Here is a 17026-nt window from a genome sequence, read left to right on the forward strand (position 1 = left end):
TTGTGATATTTGTTATACTAGTACAAATAAGTAGATAATGGGGAATGGGGGAATAAAATGTGGATGTAATTTCAATACATGAATACACGATGGAGATGATACAAGAAGCAGCTACGCGTATTCGTCAATCTTTTACAGAGAAAATGGAAATTGAAACGAAAGCGAACGCTAATGACCTTGTAACGAATATAGATAAAGAAACAGAAAAATTTATTGTAGAAAAAATTCAAGCATACGACGCGTCACATCGAATTTTTGGTGAAGAAGGTATGAGTGAAGAACAGTTTGCTGATTTAAAAGGTGTCGTATGGATTGTAGATCCAATAGATGGGACGATGAATTTTATTCGCCAACAACGCAACTTTACAATTTCAATTGCGATTTATGAAGATGGTATAGGGAAGTTAGGCTACATTTATGATGTAGCGCGTGATGAACTATATTATGCAATTGCGGGACAAGGTGCTTATGTAAATGAAAAACGTATTCAGCCACTTGAACCAATTGAATTAAATAAAGCAATTATCGGAATTAATGCTTCGTGGGTGGCGAAAAATAATCGTTTAAATACCGAAAAAATTGCAAAATTGATTCATACTGTTCGTGGTACACGCTCATATGGTTCTGCGACAATTGAAATGATGTATGTTGCAACAGGTCGCTTGGAGTCGTATATGTCGATGCGCCTATCTCCATGGGACATTGCAGCTGGAGCTGTTATTGCACACGAGGTTGGAGCGAAATGTACAACGCTAAAAGGAGAACCGATGAATTTATTAGCGCAAGATACATTTATTATTGCCAATCCTTCGATTCATGAACAATTAATTAGCGAATATATTGAATTAATCTAAGATTAGGAGAGGAATTTACACAATTGTGAATTCTTCTTTTTTCTTTTTGAGACAAATTCTTCGATTATTTGCAAATAAAAATATTGTGTTTCAAAGACAATCAGTGATACTATGAATTTTGTGCAAGAGATGATGAATAAAGTGAAAAAAGTGTTTTTAGTGGATTTTACGATAAAAAAATTACCCATTCCGAAGAATGAGCAATCTTTTTATCGAAGGATTAGAGAAGTCCTCGCTCGCGGAATTTACGCTTCATTGTGAACGCGTATCCAAAAACGGCGATGACTAATACAATTCCACCTAAAATCCCTAAAACATTACCAACTGCAATTGCATAGCCAATTGAGCACATTGCTAAAATGCCAGCTAAAGCCATGATTGCCATAACAACTTTTGCTATATTCATAATCAATCGAAACCTCCATTAGTGGTTTTACATCCTCTATTGTCATGCGAAACGCATTTTTTCGCAAGGGTTTTTACTTGCCAATTTTTGAAAAAGAACATCGAGTACGAAAAAAATATCTTTTTGAAGAAAATTGTGCTATAATAACACAGTTATGGACTCGAAATAAGAAAAGTGGAGTGGAACAATGACGAACTTACGTGAAGATTTAAGAAACATTGCAATTATTGCCCACGTTGACCATGGTAAAACAACATTGGTTGACCAATTATTAAAACAATCAGGTACATTCCGTTCAAACGAACAAGTTGAAGAACGCGCAATGGACTCTAACGATATTGAACGCGAACGTGGTATCACGATTTTAGCGAAAAATACAGCAGTAAATTACGAAGGTACACGCATCAACATTTTAGATACACCTGGACACGCCGATTTTGGTGGAGAAGTAGAACGTATTTTAAAAATGGTCGACGGTGTATTATTAGTTGTCGATGCATACGAAGGTTGTATGCCACAAACTCGTTTCGTACTGAAAAAAGCTTTAGAACAAGGTTTAACACCAATCGTAGTCGTGAACAAAGTCGACAAAGATTCAGCACGTCCTGAAGAAGTTGTAGATGAAGTATTAGACTTATTAATCGAACTTGGTGCAGATGAAGAACAACTTGATTTCCCTGTTGTATATGCTTCAGGTGTAAACGGTACAGCTTCATTAGACCCAGACCCATCAAAACAAGAAGAAAACATGAAATGTTTATTCGAAAAAATTATCGAACATATTCCAGCACCAGCAGATACACGCGATGAGCCATTACAATTCCAAGTAGCATTACTTGACTATAATGACTTCTTAGGTCGTATCGGTATTGGACGTGTATTCCGCGGTAAAATCCACGTAGGCCAATCAGTAGCACTTTCTAAATTAGATGGTACTGTGAAAAACTTCCGTGTAACAAAAATCTTCGGTTTCTTCGGTTTAAAACGTGAAGAAATTCAAGAAGCATACTCAGGCGACTTAATCGCTGTTTCTGGTATGGAAGAAATCAATGTTGGTGAGACAGTTTGTCCACAAGATAACATCGATCCACTACCACCAATGCGTATCGATGAACCAACATTACAAATGACATTCTTAGTAAACAACTCACCTTTCGCAGGTCGCGAAGGTAAATGGGTAACTTCTCGTAAAATTGAAGAACGCTTACTTGCACAATTACAAACTGACGTATCATTACGTGTAGATCCAACAGATTCTCCAGATGCATGGACTGTATCTGGTCGTGGTGAGCTGCACTTATCAATCTTAGTTGAAAACATGCGTCGTGAAGGCTATGAGTTACAAGTATCAAAACCAAAAGTAATCATCCGCGAAATCGATGGTGTTAAATGTGAGCCAGTAGAACGTGTTCAAATCGACGTTCCTGAAGAATCTTTAGGTTCAATCATCGAATCATTAAATGAACGTAAAGGTGAAATGGTTGATATGATCAATGATGGTACTGGTCAAATCCGTTTAATTTTCATGGTTCCAGCACGTGGCTTAATCGGTTACACTACTGAATTCATGTCATTAACAAAAGGTTTCGGTATTATTAACCACACATTCGATTCTTACAAACCAGCAGTATCAGGTCGTGTAGGTGGTCGTCGTAACGGTGCTTTAGTTTCTATGGAAACAGGTAAAGCAACTACTTACGGTATGATGCAAATTGAAGACCGTGGTGTTCTATTCTTAGAACCAGGTGTTGAAATTTACGAAGGTATGGTTGTTGGTCAAAACAACCGTGATGCAGATATTACTGTAAACATCACAAAAATGAAAGCTAAAACAAACGTACGTTCAGCAAACAAAGACCAAACAAACGTAATCAAAGCACCTAAAATTTTAACGCTTGAAGAAGCATTAGAATTCTTAGATGAAGATGAGTACTTAGAAGTAACACCTGAGTCAATTCGTTTACGTAAACAAATCTTAAACAAAAACGAACGTGAAAAAGCAGCAAAAAAATCACGTAGTGCTGAACAATAATAGATAATGTAAAAAAAGAAGTCACATGTAAATGTGGCCTCTTTTTGTATACAAAAAGGAGAATGGAAAAACCCATTCTCCTTTTACAATAAATAAAAGCGTCGTATTAAAATTCTTCATCTTCTGTTGTATGACCTTTGAAAAAACGAAACTCACCTGTTGCTAAGCGCGCATATGTTTTCGTTGCGATTCGCTCATCACATGAATCACACATATATGTATGAATCGGACGGTTTCGAAGACGTTTAGCTAATGGTGAAAAGTCTGGAATATCATTGACTGTTTCACAAATTACGCATTTTACTTTCATGAGGAGGTCCTCCTAGCTAATTTTAATACCTACAATATTTTTAATTGGATTTTTGTAATTTGAACCATCTGCATGTAATAAATACACAGGACCACCATCAGTTAACATTTTACCTTCAACACTGAATTGGAATAAAAGTGTTTTTGCTTCTTCCATTGAGTACGTATATTCGTTATTCTCACGATCGATAAATGTTACTTGTGTTGCTTCTGGTGCTGGAGATGCGTTGTTGATGAAAGGTTCTAAAACCATACCAAATGTACCAGTCTGCATCTTTTGGCGATCAAATTTCTTTTCTGTTTCTAAAGTTGGTGGGTAAGCAGCACCCTCCATGATTTCACGAGACCAGAATTTCCCTGCATCTTCTAGATACACTTCATCTTGATCGACTGCCACTTTGTCTGACGTAAAGTATGTATCTAAGTCTACTTTACGGTCATCAAAGATCCAGATTGTTGGATCGAGTGTGATGTTAAAGTTAACAGCACCTTTAATTTGAATAATAGAATCCATCATTCATTCCTCCTAGATATAGATGTTTCACTCCTATAGTATAACGTCTTTTAAGACATTTGAGAAAACAAAATGACTTAAGTTAGAAGAATGACGTATAGATACTTGCATTTTTCTATATGAAAAGCTAAAATTTAGAATGATAGAACTCAAGAAATATCAGGTAATGGGGGCGTCCTCATGGATACTACATCTCAAAATTCGTATCAGGAAAAGGCATTGGAACTCCTATTTGCTGATGCTGACAAAATTGCTCAATTAATTAGAGTGCAAATGGAAAACTTAACAATGCCACAATGTCCATTGTATGAAGAAGTTTTAGATACACAAATGTTTGGTCTTTCACGTGAAATCGATTTTGCTGTTAAGCTAGGCCTATTAAATCGCGATAAAGGTCGTGAAATTTTAGATTCCCTTGAGAAAGAATTATCAGCATTGCACGATGCATTCACGAAAAAATGATAAAAAAACTCAAACACCTACCGATGTTTGAGTTTTTTTGTAGTTAGGAGTAATGAATTGAAGAAATTTTTAAAAGAGTTCGACTACTTGCTGTTTGTTACATATTTTTTACTCTGCGTATTCGGGGTTGTGATGGTATATAGCGCAAGTGCTATGGTATCAGTTAATCGTTATAACGCACCAGCAGACAATTTTTATAAGAAACAACTACTTGCTGTTATCGTTGGTTTTGGCGCTTTCGTTCTTGGAATGTTGATTCCATACAAACGTTATCGTGAAAAATGGATGTTGAAATTAATAGCAGTTGTAAATATCGTTTTATTAACATTGGTATTAGTAGTAGGTTATAGCCCACCAGGGTCAGGTGCACAGTCTTGGTTACGTATTGGAGGATTTAATTTTCAACCGTCTGAATTGTTGAAAATTTCATTGATAATTTATGTCTCAGCGGTACTTGCCAAGAAGTATTCTAATGGTACAATAGATTCGATAAAGGAATCTTTAATACCTATAAGTATAATTATAATTATACCCTTAATCTTTTTGTATAAAGAACCAGATAATGGCGCAATTGCTTTAATTACAGCGATTATGTCAACAATTATCTTAGCTAGTGGCATGTCTTTTAAACGTATATTCAAAAAAACAAATAAGGTATTCTGGATTGGAATTGTACTTTTATTATCAATTGTGTATATATATAGAGATAAGCTACTTAGTAAAATATTAACTGAAAAGATGGCGAATCGTATTCAAGCGACATGGGATCCTTATGCTTTTGTGAAAGAAGAAGGACTGCAAATAATCAATGGTTATTATGCGATTGCGCTTGGAGGAGTTTCAGGTTCAGGGTTGGGTGAGTCTGTTCAAAAGTTAGGGTATATACCCGAACCACACACAGATTTCATTCTAGCAATTATTATTGAAGAGTTGGGGACTCTTGGTTTACTTATAGTAGTTGGGGGATTGGGCTTTATCGTTATGCGAGCATTTGTCACAGCTTTAAGAGCGAAAGATCCAATGATCCGTATGATGGCGGTAGGGATTGGTTCTTGGATTGGCTTCCAAACATTTTTGAATATAGGTGGTTTATCGGGCATTATCCCGTTAACAGGTGTCACACTTCCATTCATTAGTTATGGAGGTACCTCTCTCGTGATCCTTTCTTTCGCACTCGGTATTTTAATGAACATTACGATGTACGTTAAAAGAGACCAAAACAAAAGATAGAAGACTTTATAGGGGGTAGTGTTTTAATGGCAATTCAAAAAATTCTTGTAGCGAATCGTGGCGAAATCGCGATTCGTGTGTTCCGCGCATGTACAGAAATGAAAATTCGTACAGTCGCAATTTATTCTCGAGAGGATAGCGGTTCATATCATCGTTATAAAGCAGATGAAGCTTATCTTGTTGGGGACGGCAAAAAGCCAATTGATGCTTATTTAGATATCGAAGGAATTTTAGACATTGCAAAAGAGTCTGGTGTAGATGCGATTCACCCAGGCTACGGTTTTTTATCTGAAAACTTAGAATTTGCAAAACGTTGTGAAGAAGAAGGTATCATTTTCATTGGCCCAACTTCAAAACATCTTGATATGTTTGGGGACAAAGTAAAAGCACGTGAACAAGCTGTTTTAGCTGATATTCCAGTTATTCCAGGTTCAGGTGGTCCTGTGGATTCAATTAATGATGTTCTTGCTTTTGGTGAAAAGCATGAATATCCGATTATGATTAAAGCGGCACTTGGCGGTGGCGGTCGTGGTATGCGTGTTGTACATAGTGCAGATGAAGCGCAAGAAGCCTATGACCGTGCTAAGTCAGAAGCAAAAGCAGCATTCGGTTCTGATGAAGTATATGTTGAGAAGTACGTTGACCGTCCAAAACACATTGAAGTTCAAATTCTAGGTGATAAAAACGGAAATATCGTACATTTATATGAGCGTGATTGTTCAATTCAACGTCGTCATCAAAAAGTAGTTGAAATTGCGCCTTCAAACTCATTATCAGATGAATTACGTCAGGATATTTGTAACGCAGCTGTGAAGTTAATGAAAAATGTCGATTACTTAAATGCAGGAACAGTAGAATTTTTAGTATCGGGCGACAAGTTTTACTTCATCGAAGTAAATCCACGTGTGCAAGTAGAGCATACGATTACGGAGATGGTAACAGGAATTGATATTGTACATGCGCAAATTTTAATTGCAGATGGTCATGATTTACATGACGATGTATTACAAATTCCAGCGCAAAAAGATATTCCTTTATTTGGTTATGCAATTCAATCACGTATTACAACGGAAGATCCACAAAATAACTTTATGCCAGATACAGGAAAATTAACTGTATATCGTTCAAGTGGCGGTTTTGGTGTTCGTTTAGATGCAGGTAATGGTTTCCAAGGTGCAGTCATCTCACCACATTATGATTCATTACTTGTAAAATTATCAACGTGGGGTAACACATTTAAAGAAGCAGCAGAGAAAATGGATCGTAACTTACAAGAGTTCCGTATTCGTGGTGTAAAAACGAATATTCCATTCCTTGAAAATGTAGTACGTCATGAAAACTTTATCAATGGAGATTTCAATACGAGCTTTATTGATACAACACCAGAATTATTAAACTATAAGTCAGCGCGTGACCGTGGTAATAAGTTATTGAGTTACATTGGCAATGTTACAGTAAACGGTTTCCCGGGGATTGCAGATAGTCAAAAACCAATCCTACCACAACCGCATAAGCCAAAAATTCAACTATTAAATGAGATTCCAACAGGTACAAAACAAATTCTAGACGAAAAAGGTCCAGAAGGCTTAGTTCAGTGGATTAAAGAACAAAATGATGTGTTATTAACAGATACGACGATGCGTGATGCACACCAATCATTACTTGCAACACGTGTACGTTCAAAAGACTTATACGAAATTGCAGATTACACTGCACAAATTATGCATAACTTCTTCTCATTAGAAATGTGGGGCGGCGCGACATTTGATGTAGCTTATCGTTTCCTAAAAGAAAATCCATGGGAAAGATTACGTGTATTAAGAGAAAAAATGCCAAACGTATTATTCCAAATGTTACTTCGTGGTGCGAATGCAGTTGGATATAAAAACTATCCAGACAACGTCATTCGTGAATTCATTAAAGAATCAGCTAAAGAAGGAATCGATGTATTCCGCGTATTCGATAGCTTAAACTGGTTACCAGGTATGCAAACAGCAATTGATGCGGTACGTGATAGCGGTAAAGTAGCAGAAGCAACAATGTGTTATACAGGTGATATCTTAGATGATACACGTACAAAATACACAGTAAATTACTACAAACAATTAGCAAAAGATTTAGAATCAGCAGGTGCACATATCATCGCAATTAAAGATATGGCAGGTTTATTAAAACCAGAAGCAGCATACCAATTGATTACAGAGCTAAAAGAATCAACAGATTTACCAATTCACTTACACACGCATGATACAAGTGGTAACGGTATTTACTTATATGCGAAAGCGATTGAAGCAGGTGTAGATATTATCGATACAGCAATCGGTTCGATGGCAGGCTTAACATCTCAACCAAGTGCGAACTCGTTATACTATGCAATGAAGGGTAGCAAACGTCAAGTACGTGCTGATATTGAAGGAATCGAAAAATTATCGTACTACTGGGAAGATATCCGTAAATACTACAAGGATTTCGAAAGTGGCATGAACAGCCCGCATTCAGAAGTTTATGTGCACGAAATGCCAGGTGGACAATATTCAAACTTACAACAACAAGCAAAAGGTGTAGGCCTTGGTGATCGTTGGGATGAAGTGAAGAAGATGTACTCAGATGTGAACTTACTATTCGGTGATGTTGTAAAAGTAACACCGTCTTCAAAAGTAGTAGGCGACATGGCATTATTCATGGTACAAAATGATTTAACAGATGAAAATGTAATTGAAAAAGGACAAACAATTGACTTCCCAGATTCAGTTATTGAATTCTTCCAAGGATACTTAGGTCAACCAGTAGGTGGATTCCCTGAAGAATTACAAAAGGTGATTTTAAAAGAGCGTGAAGCAATTACAGTACGTCCAGGCGAATTATTAGAAGCAGTCGATTTTGATGCAATTAAAAAAGAATTAGATGAAAAATATAATCGTGATATGACACATCAAGATGTACTTGCATATGTGCTATATCCAAAAGTATTTGAACAATATATGACAACATATGATCAATTTGGCAATGTGTCTGTATTAGATACACCTACATTCTTACATGGTTTACGTCTAGGCGAAGAAATTGAAGTAACAATCGAAAAAGGTAAAACACTAATTATTAAATTAGTATCGATTGGTGAACCACAACATGATGGAACACGCGTTATTTACTTCGAATTAAACGGACAACCACGTGAAATCGTTGTTCAAGATTTAAATGTTGAAGTTTCTGGTGAGAAAAAACCAAAAGCAAATCCATCAAATCCAAATCAAATTGGTGCAACAATGCCAGGTACAACATTAAAAGTAGTTGTATCACCAGGTAGTCGCGTACGTCGTGGTGAGCATTTATTAATCACAGAAGCGATGAAGATGGAAACAACTGTACAAGCACCGCGTGACGGTATTGTAAAAGAAATCTTCGTTAAAGAAGGCGAAGCAATTTCGACAGGTGACTTATTAATCGAATTGGAAGACTAATTGCACCTTAAAACGCTGTTATTGAACAGTAATTTATGTTAAATTACAGTTCACACTTTAGACACAAAATAAAAAGGCGCTTATGACATAAGATGTTATAAGTGCCTTTTTGTGTATAATAACATGTAGAAAGAATAGGAGGTGTAAGATGTTTTTATCGCTATTTGGTTTTCGCGAATTATGGAGTCCAGGAATGATGATTGTTTGTCTTTTTATCCTCAGTATTTATCTACTGATGACAATTAAGTGGCGAAAAGATTTTAAAAACAGTACGCCTTTAAGTATTTCAGAAGCTTTCTCTTTCATTCTGGCACTACTATTTTTATATGCTGTAAAAGGTGCGCCTATTCAAATAATGACCTATCTTATTTATACAGCCTATACTATTCAGACAGTGATTTTATTTGTTCTCGTTCCTTTTTTAGTGGTGAGAGGAATACCGAACTATTTACTCGCCTATATTCGTTCTACACCCTTTGTATCAACTTTATTATGTTCGCCCATTTATTTGAGTGTGGTGTGGAGTATTCTATTTGTGTGTAGACAAATTCCGATTGTGTTTGATTACTTACGTCTACATGAAACAGCAGAGAGCATCTATACGATTTTATTGTTTATGTGTTCTTTTATTTTCATGTGGTCAATGAAAGGAAAACGATTCAACTTGGTTTGGAAGCCGCTCCTACTCATGTATATTATGATGACATTAGTTGCGTCCATCGTCTTTTTTAGTCCGGTAGATTTGTATAAGACATATACAGATGGTGCAATGTGGATACAAGCAATGGCCTTATGCGTTCCAGCTGATACGCTGAATCAATTAAGCGCTTTTTCAGGACCATCATTGTTCACAAATATGACACCAAAACAAGATCAACAATTAGGCAGTAAGCTAATCCAAGTTATACAAACCATTATTTTTGGTATAATACTAATTGCAATGCGATGGAATCAAAAAAGTCGCACATTCAGCACATCACAACATTGTGATGATTAAAATTTGATATAAGGAGCAAAAACGTATGTTACCTATTTTACCAACGATTAGTACATTTTTTATTGTATTAAGTGCAGTGCTTATCGCAATCGGCTGGATTCAAGTAAAGAATAGAAAAATTGAAGCGCATAAAAAGACAATGACAGCAGCAGCAATTTCTGCATTAACATTCTTTATCATTTATGCTTCTCGTACGATATTTATTGGAAACACAGCATTTGGCGGACCTGAAGATTTAAAAGTATATTACACAACATTCCTTGTATTCCATATTATTTTAGCAACAACAGGAGCGGTATTTGGAATCGTGACATTAATTGCAGGTTACACGAACAATCTTGTACGTCACCGTAAAATTGCACCAATCACATCCGTTATATGGTTTTTTGTAGCAATTACAGGTGTAGCAGTATACTTATTACTTTATGTATTTTATAAAGGTGGAGAAACAACGTCTGTAATCAAAGCGATTATTAATCCTTAAGTATGTTGGTTTACATATTGAAATAATTGAACAACATATAAAATGAATGTAAGTGAGAAAAAATCGTGCGGTAGCGCGGTTTTTTCTTTGTGTTTTAAAATAAGAGGTTAAACCGTATTCGAGTAGATGGATTATAAAAGATCTTTTACTATTTTATAAGATGTATGAAAGAGTGTTATAATAATAAATAAGAATTTTAAAAAGAAGGAGACAGAATGTTGAAGGCACTATTACGATTTTTAGTACTATTTGTCATTTTATTAATCGGATTTTTCTACTTCGATCAACCTGTAAAAGAAAACGAGCCTCTTAAAGGTCCCACAAAAACAGTGCCGAATACAACTGCGCCTCAGCTATCAGGAGATGTACAGCAACGCCCTAAAACAGGCTGGTCTACATATGTTGGAAAAGATATTTCTACATTTGAAAAGAAAATGGGGCAACCAATTCGCAAAGGCCCTTCAGCTTATGGGTTTACATGGTGGGTATATGGCGACGAAAATCAATATATGCTTGTAGGGGTAGAAAAGGATAAAATTAACCAGGTCTATGTTACAGGTACGAGAGTCGACTTTGCGCCATTTAAAATGGGACAAACACTCGATGAATTATATCGTACAACGATTACAGATATGGAAGTTAATATTAAAATTCAGCAAAATATCTATACGATGGTATTGAGCGAAGAAGATTTACAATCACGTTTATTGATTATGTATAATGGTGTTTTAGCTCAATTGTATTTTGATTCTGCAACGAAAAAACTAATGGCAGTTCGATATATTGATGGCGAGACGCTTGTTAAACAGAAGCCATATGACATGACCTATGTGGGCGAAGTCATCGAAACGAAAAAGCCTTCTTCTTTTGAACAAGAAAAAATCAATCAAGAAAATGCGCAACAGTTATTTGAATTATCTAATGTATATCGTGAAATAAATGATTTACCTGCTCTTGAAAAAGATGGGAAATTAAGTGAAGTGACAAGTACACAACTAAAAGGACTTGTAATGGAACGATTAGCGAAATCAGACGCACCTGATACGGATTTGCAATCTTTATTAAAAGAAAATGATGTAGACTTTGAAGAAACTGCTGAAAATATTGCGGAAGATTATGCTGATGCAGCAGATGCAATTAGTGGTATTTTAAATTCTGAAAAACATCGCCAAGATTTACTCAATGCAACATATAACCATTTGGGAACGGCTTCTTTTGAAAATAATTTTGCGCAAATTTTTATTGAACAAAAACCAGAAAGTGACTCAAAATAACATACAACTGGCCCTGTTTTTGATATGATAGTAAAGAAACGGGGGCTTTTTATGAAAATGACATCAGAATGGGTCATGATTTTGGATGAAGTCGATCAATTAAATGATTTAATCCTTAATTCAGACGTACATCGTCAACTAGTTGACGCGACAGAAGCTGTGTACTCAAACCCGTCACTAGTTCAAAAAATTACGGAATTTAACAAAACAAAAGATTTATATGAAGATGTACAGCGTTTTGGTAAATATCATCCAGATTATACACAAATTATGAAATTAATTCGTACACAAAAGCGCGAATTAGATATGGACGAAACAATTTCAGCTTTAAAGGTTGCCGAAAATGAGTTTCAAGATTTACTTGATGAAATAGGTATCATTATAGGAAAGACCATTTCAGAAGCTGTAAAAGTGCCAGTAAGCAATCCATTTTTCCAAACGGATACGGGATGCGGTGGAAGTTGTGGAACAGGTGGCGGCTGTTCATGCTCAGCATAAAATAAACATGTTGTACGTGTAAAAGCGTACAGCATTTTTTTATAGAAGGAGAAGGGGATTAATGGAATCAATTATAGCATTGCATGGTTTGGGCGGAACAAAAGAAGTGTATTTAGAAGTGCAAAATGAGTTAGCGTCTTTTAACATAACAGCCATTGACTTACCTGGTCATGGAAAACAGCCAACTCTAGAATATTTTACAAAGGAAAGCTTAATTGAATGGCTTACGAAATATGTGAAAGAGCCGACTAGTTTTATTGGCTATTCTATTAGTTGTCACATTCTAATTGATTTTGCCTATACATATCCACATCTTGTTGAAAAATTAATATTCATTGATGGTGGTTATTTTTCACCAAAGGATTTTGGACAATCTATTGAAGAAGTCATTGAACAAACAAAAATGTTCGTCGACCAATCTCGAGTAAGTTCTGTTGAACAAGTTGTTTTAGATGAACAAAAAGAACTCGGACGCTTTACTGAGGAAATTGCTGAATCGATTCGCGCGCGGTATAAAATCGAGAAAGATGGGAGCGGGTCATTACGAATCCAGCTAGAAGTAGCAGCTGCTTATAGTGAAATTTTTTATGAGGATGATGAAAAAATCCTCTGTGTGCCTATTTTTTTAATCACTGTAACGCAACCAAAAGAATTAACAAATATTCGAATTGCAGCAATCGAAAAGTTAAAACAAAAAACCCCTCAACTGCAACAGATTGAAGTCGAGGGATCCCATGAAATAATTGCTGAAAAACCAAAAGAAATTGCGCGAATCATTCAAACTATCTTGTGTTCATAATAATTATTGGTAAGACACCGATTAATAATAAAACAAGTAAATTACCGATAATACTAATTGTTTTTAATCGACCTTTTGATAATAAGGCAAGAATTAATCCGATAATTGATACGATAATCATCGTATTAATCATTAACGTGCTAGGTATCATTTCTTTAGTAATGAATGTAAAAACAAAATAAAAAATAGCGGCTGCGAAGAAGATGACTGCGGAAACAATATCGAGTTTTTTCATCTATTTCAACTCCTTTACGTGAAAAATTTGTATAAAAACTCTATACTTCTTTACCTTATTTGATAAAAAAAGAAACAAAGCCATAAAAATACAAAAAGAGCTTTAGCATTTTGAAAATGCCAAAGCTCTTTTTTATTTTTACTCTACAATATCAAGTAAAGCTTGCATAGCAAGGTCTGGACGGTCTGTCACAATACCTTTTGCGCCACTTTCAATTAGACGTTTCATCTCATTTACATCGTTAATTGTCCAATAATGAACAGGTACATTCAAGTTATTTAAAAATTGAATGAATCCAGGTGTATCTAATGGTAATACGCCATATTTTGTAGGGATTTGGAATACATCTACTTTTGGACTATAAAGATGACCGAATTGACTTGTAAATGCAGTATAAGCTTTACGAACTTCACCAACACCAGCACCTAAAGCTACTCGGTTTTGAGCGTATAAATTAAAGCGATCAATTTGTTCGTCATGGAAACTTGTAATGACAACTTGATCTTCAGCACCTAATTCTTCGATTAAACGCCATAGTTTAGAAGGCATTAAGCCTCCCTCGTATGTGTTTGGTGCATCCTTCATATCAATATTAATTAACTTATTTGGATAGCGTTCTAATAGTTCACGTAATGTAATAATACGTGCAGGGTCTTCGCGGTATTTTAAATAACCGTCTAAATCTGCAAAATGATAACCAAAATTTAATTCTTTTAATTCTGCTAATGTCATATCTGCAATACGTCCGCTACCTTCACTCACACGATCGACGTATTCATCATGGAATACGACAATTTCTTCATCTTTTGTTAGTCGGATATCAATTTCAAAGCCATGTACACCTAGGCCCGCAGCTATTTCGAATGCTTCCATTGTACATTCTGGAGCTAGCAACGAACCACCACGGTGAGCAAGTATAATTGGATGCTCATATGTGAGTGCTGTTTTGTTTTCACGTTTTTGTGGATTAGAAAGTGCTTTTGAACCAGCCCATGCTGCTGCACTAGCCGCAGCGATTGCAATGGCTACTTTTGTTTTCTTTCCCATATTCGTCCTCCTCTAATTGCAGACTTCTCTTTCATATTATAACGGAAAGGAGACCCATCTGTCATTTAAACGCTGGTTGATTCTAAATTCTTCGCTATGGTATTCTTGAAACATAGAAATGGGGGTAGCCTACTAATGAAAGAGCGCCAAGGATTAATTGTCTATGTACACCACTTGAAGCAAGCGAAATCTTTACGTCGTTATGGTCATGTACACTATATATCACGTAAGATGAAGTATGTTGTCATTTACTGTGACTATGATGAGATTGAAGCTACAATGAATAAGGTATCTCGTTTACCCTATGTTAAATCGGTTGTGCCATCCTATCGTCGATTTGTAAATACAGAATTTGAAAATGCAAAACCAGATAAAGCAAAAGAGTACGATTATAAAACTGGACTCTAAAACTTTTACTTCTACGGACGATACAAATAGAAAATAGTCATATTTGGCTATGTTTACGTAAGGTCGTGTAGCCTAATGAAGATAAGGGATATAGTGATAAAGTCGAAGAACACCAATTAGGTATTGATAATAAAGCGTTGGATCTACATAAATAGATGAATGCTTTACTTCTAACGTAATCAGTAATTGATCGCGCTCTTTTACAGCGTTTTCGAAAATCTCAAAACGTTTAGATTGTTTTTCAGGATTATATGGAATCCCTTCGCGACAAATATAAATTGGCATGAATTTGCTTTCGCCAACAGGCTTTAGTGCAACTGCAACTGAAGCAACTTTATTACCGTCTTTTTCTGAGACGAAGACGAAGGTATGATGAATTCGATTGTGATTTGTTTTCATTAGCTCACAAAGCTCGAATAAATCACCATAGCCTTGTCCTAGCTCGATAAATCTTTGAATCATTTTTATAACACTTCCTTTCCTAAAATATAGTATCATGATGCAGGAGGATTCGCACATGAAATTTGCAGCCATCTTATTTTCAATCTTGTTATTCATCAATGGTATTCTTCTGTCCTTTCAGTACCATGTCTTTTCGACAAATCCAGCTGATACAGAAAAAGCCTTTTCTTATACACAAGATATTGAAATCAAGCATAAAGGAAATGCTTTTTACGTAAAGCATACATTTAAAAATTTACCTGAACAAGAAATGACAATTCTATGGCCGGAAGCTGCAAAGCAAAAGGCTTGTCCAAAAGATGCAGAAGGTAAAGAAGATAAAAAGAACTGTTCACGTTTTAAAAGTAATGTGAATGGTTTTAAAGAAGGAACCGAGACTACACAGTCTATCTCATATCGTATACCACTCCCTAAAGGTGGTCTTGAGTCAGGGAAGTTATATGACGAGATGTTCCTTACGTTGAAACAAGGGATTGTTTTGAACACGAAGTTGCAAATTATTGATGAAAACCGTAAAGGTGGTCAATGGTTTACTGGACTTCCGAAAATCGGAGAACAGTCACTTAATTTAGTAGACTATGCTTACTTCACAGGTAACGGCGGGGTGTATGAGCTGTATTGGTCGAAAAATAAAGTGAAGAAAGCGTTCGAGAGTGACGAATTAACCGTTTATTCAACGCGAACACAGCCTGCTAACTTAACAAAAGCTTTATCAAAATTAGAGTTATTGAATAGTAACCATATGGATATTATCGAAACACCTTCTAATCAAAAAAGCGGTAGCCGTATTTTATTTACGAATACGCTTGAAAAATCAGCACTGCAAGAACGTGTAGCAGTAACGCAAGTAAAGAGGAAATACCAAATTAATCAACAAGATCAAGTGCTATCGAGTATATTAGCATCATTTGAAACGAATACACTGATTGGGAATTCAAAAGCCCGAACAATGGTTAAAACATTAAATGATTATTTTAGTTCGAATCAACGAACACAATGGAAAGATGGTTTACAAGAATTAGAAGGTAAGAAAGTGACATCTTCTGTATTGGACAGACTGCTGAGCGATATTTTACAGTTAAAAACGTCTTATTTCCAAATGAATGAAGCGAATGCAAAAGCAGTTGTGCCACTAATGTTTGAAGAAAAACGTCCGATTTATGTGAATGGACAAAAAGTGGATAATGTCAAAATTATATTAAAAGATGATATGATACTCTATACAGCAAACCCATTATTAAAACAATTAGGATATGATGCACGAATTGGAGAGAATGGATATTATGTGAAGAATGCTTCACGCTCGTTCCGATTCCCAGGAGAGCCATATGATTTTTATGTTTATAATGATTTACGACAGGACGTTCCAGGTGTTCAGCCGCTTATTAAAATAGCAGGAACCTATTATGTGGAAGAAGGTTGGTTAATCAAGCTATTCCGTACAATACCTGAGAAAAAAGAAGATCGTATTGAACTAAACGAACAAAAATAATGTACAATAATAGTCAGTGGGGCCGTCCTCACTGATTATTATTTTATAAAGGCTTGGTGACA

The 17026-nt window shown here is 35.7% G+C and carries 18 protein-coding genes; 12 read left to right on the forward strand and 6 right to left on the reverse strand.

Annotated elements, in window-relative coordinates:
• Window positions 1-59: 59 nt before the first annotated feature.
• Window positions 60-854, forward strand: a complete 795-nt coding sequence (locus tag KGI01_RS01410) for an inositol monophosphatase family protein (protein WP_141272675.1) — start codon at window positions 60-62, stop codon at window positions 852-854.
• A gap of 220 nt (window positions 855-1074) precedes the next feature.
• Here KGI01_RS01410 and KGI01_RS01415 read toward each other — a convergent pair whose 3' ends face one another.
• Window positions 1075-1260, reverse strand: a complete 186-nt coding sequence (locus tag KGI01_RS01415) for a DUF5325 family protein (RefSeq protein WP_068457524.1) — start codon at window positions 1258-1260, stop codon at window positions 1075-1077.
• 187 nt (window positions 1261-1447) lie between these two features.
• On the opposite strand from KGI01_RS01415, the gene typA reads away from it, so the two are divergent.
• Complete coding sequence (gene typA, locus KGI01_RS01420) at window positions 1448-3292, forward strand: translational GTPase TypA (RefSeq protein WP_068455171.1); 1845 nt, start codon at window positions 1448-1450, stop codon at window positions 3290-3292.
• A 106-nt stretch (window positions 3293-3398) separates the two neighbouring features.
• Here typA and KGI01_RS01425 read toward each other — a convergent pair whose 3' ends face one another.
• Complete coding sequence (locus KGI01_RS01425) at window positions 3399-3602, reverse strand: YlaI family protein (RefSeq protein ID WP_141272678.1); 204 nt, start codon at window positions 3600-3602, stop codon at window positions 3399-3401.
• A 12-nt stretch (window positions 3603-3614) separates the two neighbouring features.
• Window positions 3615-4115 (reverse strand): peptidyl-prolyl cis-trans isomerase, encoded by a 501-nt coding sequence (locus KGI01_RS01430; RefSeq protein ID WP_174795783.1) that lies wholly within the window; start codon window positions 4113-4115, stop codon window positions 3615-3617.
• A 180-nt stretch (window positions 4116-4295) separates the two neighbouring features.
• Between KGI01_RS01430 and KGI01_RS01435 the strand changes: the two genes are divergently transcribed.
• From KGI01_RS01435 to KGI01_RS01470, 8 genes are all read left to right on the forward strand, one after another.
• Window positions 4296-4577 carry an Fpa/YlaN family protein gene (locus tag KGI01_RS01435; protein ID WP_068455160.1) on the forward strand — a complete coding sequence of 94 codons (282 nt, stop codon included), beginning with the start codon at window positions 4296-4298 and terminating at the stop codon, window positions 4575-4577.
• Window positions 4578-4664: 87 nt separating this feature from the next.
• Entirely contained in the window at window positions 4665-5807 is a 1143-nt protein-coding gene (locus tag KGI01_RS01440; RefSeq protein WP_255314699.1) for an FtsW/RodA/SpoVE family cell cycle protein, read from the forward strand.
• A gap of 26 nt (window positions 5808-5833) precedes the next feature.
• Window positions 5834-9268: a pyruvate carboxylase gene (gene pyc, locus KGI01_RS01445; protein WP_141272680.1), complete on the forward strand. Its 3435-nt coding sequence runs from the start codon at window positions 5834-5836 to the stop codon at window positions 9266-9268.
• A 148-nt stretch (window positions 9269-9416) separates the two neighbouring features.
• A complete protein-coding gene (locus KGI01_RS01450) occupies window positions 9417-10265 on the forward strand; it encodes a cytochrome c oxidase assembly protein (protein WP_141272682.1) in 849 nt (282 codons plus the stop codon).
• A 25-nt stretch (window positions 10266-10290) separates the two neighbouring features.
• Entirely contained in the window at window positions 10291-10749 is a 459-nt protein-coding gene (locus KGI01_RS01455) for a DUF420 domain-containing protein (protein ID WP_141272684.1), read from the forward strand.
• A 215-nt stretch (window positions 10750-10964) separates the two neighbouring features.
• Window positions 10965-12023, forward strand: a complete 1059-nt coding sequence (locus KGI01_RS01460; RefSeq protein ID WP_255314700.1) for a CAP domain-containing protein — start codon at window positions 10965-10967, stop codon at window positions 12021-12023.
• A gap of 51 nt (window positions 12024-12074) precedes the next feature.
• Complete coding sequence (locus tag KGI01_RS01465; protein WP_068455141.1) at window positions 12075-12521, forward strand: YlbF/YmcA family competence regulator; 447 nt, start codon at window positions 12075-12077, stop codon at window positions 12519-12521.
• 61 nt (window positions 12522-12582) lie between these two features.
• Window positions 12583-13320 (forward strand): alpha/beta hydrolase, encoded by a 738-nt coding sequence (locus KGI01_RS01470; RefSeq protein ID WP_141272686.1) that lies wholly within the window; start codon window positions 12583-12585, stop codon window positions 13318-13320.
• Here KGI01_RS01470 and KGI01_RS01475 read toward each other — a convergent pair.
• Together KGI01_RS01475 and KGI01_RS01480 are read right to left on the reverse strand one after the other, a co-directional pair.
• Window positions 13304-13555: a hypothetical protein gene (locus KGI01_RS01475; RefSeq protein ID WP_141272688.1), complete on the reverse strand. Its 252-nt coding sequence runs from the start codon at window positions 13553-13555 to the stop codon at window positions 13304-13306. The two genes, KGI01_RS01470 and KGI01_RS01475, sit on opposite strands and share 17 nt — an antisense overlap.
• A gap of 138 nt (window positions 13556-13693) precedes the next feature.
• Complete coding sequence (locus tag KGI01_RS01480) at window positions 13694-14602, reverse strand: glycerophosphodiester phosphodiesterase family protein (protein ID WP_068455133.1); 909 nt, start codon at window positions 14600-14602, stop codon at window positions 13694-13696.
• A 135-nt stretch (window positions 14603-14737) separates the two neighbouring features.
• Between KGI01_RS01480 and KGI01_RS01485 the strand changes: the two genes are divergently transcribed.
• Complete coding sequence (locus KGI01_RS01485) at window positions 14738-15010, forward strand: YlbG family protein (protein WP_068455130.1); 273 nt, start codon at window positions 14738-14740, stop codon at window positions 15008-15010.
• Window positions 15011-15082: 72 nt separating this feature from the next.
• Here the strand turns inward: KGI01_RS01485 and KGI01_RS01490 are convergent, their stop codons facing one another.
• Window positions 15083-15472: a DUF7147 family protein gene (locus KGI01_RS01490; RefSeq protein ID WP_068455126.1), complete on the reverse strand. Its 390-nt coding sequence runs from the start codon at window positions 15470-15472 to the stop codon at window positions 15083-15085.
• A gap of 55 nt (window positions 15473-15527) precedes the next feature.
• On the opposite strand from KGI01_RS01490, the gene KGI01_RS01495 reads away from it, so the two are divergent.
• On the forward strand, window positions 15528-16964 hold the full coding sequence (locus KGI01_RS01495; protein WP_141272690.1) for a hypothetical protein: 1437 nt from the start codon (window positions 15528-15530) through the stop codon (window positions 16962-16964).
• Window positions 16965-17026 lie beyond the last annotated feature (62 nt).

The organism is Kurthia gibsonii (genome assembly GCF_006539985.1).
Taxonomy (GTDB): Bacteria; Bacillota; Bacilli; order Bacillales_A; family Planococcaceae; genus Kurthia; species Kurthia gibsonii.

Coding starts and splice junctions, on each gene's coding strand:
- KGI01_RS01415 (WP_068457524.1), bottom strand. CDS start 1,260: ATGAATATAGCAAAAGTTGTTATGGCAATCATGGCTTTAGCTGGCATT.
- typA (WP_068455171.1), top strand. CDS start 1,448: ATGACGAACTTACGTGAAGATTTAAGAAACATTGCAATTATTGCCCAC.
- KGI01_RS01425 (WP_141272678.1), bottom strand. CDS start 3,602: ATGAAAGTAAAATGCGTAATTTGTGAAACAGTCAATGATATTCCAGAC.
- KGI01_RS01430 (WP_174795783.1), bottom strand. CDS start 4,115: ATGGATTCTATTATTCAAATTAAAGGTGCTGTTAACTTTAACATCACA.
- KGI01_RS01435 (WP_068455160.1), top strand. CDS start 4,296: ATGGATACTACATCTCAAAATTCGTATCAGGAAAAGGCATTGGAACTC.
- pyc (WP_141272680.1), top strand. CDS start 5,834: ATGGCAATTCAAAAAATTCTTGTAGCGAATCGTGGCGAAATCGCGATT.
- KGI01_RS01450 (WP_141272682.1), top strand. CDS start 9,417: ATGTTTTTATCGCTATTTGGTTTTCGCGAATTATGGAGTCCAGGAATG.
- KGI01_RS01455 (WP_141272684.1), top strand. CDS start 10,291: ATGTTACCTATTTTACCAACGATTAGTACATTTTTTATTGTATTAAGT.
- KGI01_RS01460 (WP_255314700.1), top strand. CDS start 10,965: ATGTTGAAGGCACTATTACGATTTTTAGTACTATTTGTCATTTTATTA.
- KGI01_RS01465 (WP_068455141.1), top strand. CDS start 12,075: ATGAAAATGACATCAGAATGGGTCATGATTTTGGATGAAGTCGATCAA.
- KGI01_RS01470 (WP_141272686.1), top strand. CDS start 12,583: ATGGAATCAATTATAGCATTGCATGGTTTGGGCGGAACAAAAGAAGTG.
- KGI01_RS01475 (WP_141272688.1), bottom strand. CDS start 13,555: ATGAAAAAACTCGATATTGTTTCCGCAGTCATCTTCTTCGCAGCCGCT.
- KGI01_RS01480 (WP_068455133.1), bottom strand. CDS start 14,602: ATGGGAAAGAAAACAAAAGTAGCCATTGCAATCGCTGCGGCTAGTGCA.
- KGI01_RS01485 (WP_068455130.1), top strand. CDS start 14,738: ATGAAAGAGCGCCAAGGATTAATTGTCTATGTACACCACTTGAAGCAA.
- KGI01_RS01490 (WP_068455126.1), bottom strand. CDS start 15,472: ATGATTCAAAGATTTATCGAGCTAGGACAAGGCTATGGTGATTTATTC.
- KGI01_RS01495 (WP_141272690.1), top strand. CDS start 15,528: ATGAAATTTGCAGCCATCTTATTTTCAATCTTGTTATTCATCAATGGT.